Source organism: Variovorax glucosi, assembly GCF_051216695.1.
Lineage (GTDB): Bacteria > Pseudomonadota > Gammaproteobacteria > Burkholderiales > Burkholderiaceae_C > Variovorax.
The window spans coordinates 1-1,047 of record NZ_JBPJZE010000383.1 but is presented as its reverse complement, the minus strand read 5'-3'; the positions used below and the strand labels follow the sequence as shown (position 1 = coordinate 1,047).

Here is a 1,047-nt window from a genome sequence, read left to right as displayed (position 1 = left end):
GGTGGCGGCCTCACGGCATCGGCAACCGGTGTCGGCCAGTTGCCGGCAGCGAACGCGGGCTTCCTCAACACGGTGATCCCGACGATCCCGGCGAGCTGGACCGTCACGCGCAACCTGCCCACCAACAAGGACCAGGAAAACACGATCTTCACCAACCAGACGAGCGTGTCGGCCAAGTTCAACACGGGCAGCATCAGCCACTCGTTCAACGGCGGCCTCGAATTCATCCGCGAGACGCAGCGCGCCAATAACTACTACGCCGCGGGCTACCCCAGCGTGGGCACCACGCTGGCAGCGGCCGGCTCGTGGCCGGCCGCCAACCTGTACAACCCGAACCCGTACGTGAGCGGCTACAACCGCATCGCCAACGGCACTGGCTCGGACGGCAGCACCGACACCATCGGCCTCTACGCCTTCGACACGCTCAAGTTCAACGAGCAATGGCAGCTGACCGCCGGCCTGCGCTACGACCATTACTCGACCACGTACAACGCCACCGCGCTGACGCTCGCGCGCACCGGCAACGGCCCGCAGACTTCGACGATCACGCCGACCAACCTGAAGCTGTCGGACAACCTGCTCTCCGGCAAGATCGGCCTGGTCTACAAGCCGACCGAGAACAGCAGCATCTACGCGGCCTACGGCACCGCCGCACAGCCGCCGGGCGGCGCCAACTTCCAGCTGGCCGCCAGCGGCACCGGCAACAACACCGGGCGGACCGACTTCCTGCCGCAGAAAGCCAAGACCTACGAGGTCGGCACCAAGTGGGACGTGATGAACAAGCGCGTGGCCCTGACGGCGGCGCTGTACCGCACCGACGTGAGCAACGAAGTCGTGCAGGACACGGTCTCGCAGCAGTACTTCCAGACCGGCAAGAAGCGCGTGCAGGGCGTCGAGCTGGGCGTGTCGGGTGCGCTGACCGACAACTGGGGCGTGAGCTCGGGCTTCACCACCATGAACACCCGCGTGGCGAGCGGCCCCTCGGTGCTGGCCGACGGCTCGACCGCCCTCGCCTACACGCCGAAGAAGGCCTTCACGCTCTGGACT

At 66.7% G+C, this 1,047-nt stretch carries 1 protein-coding gene; it reads left to right on the top strand.

What is annotated here, in order from left to right; all coding sequences use genetic code 11:
* Positions 1-1,047: TonB-dependent receptor domain-containing protein (locus tag ACSFA3_RS25860; RefSeq protein ID WP_435508166.1), on the top strand; the 1,047-nt coding region annotated here is incomplete at both ends.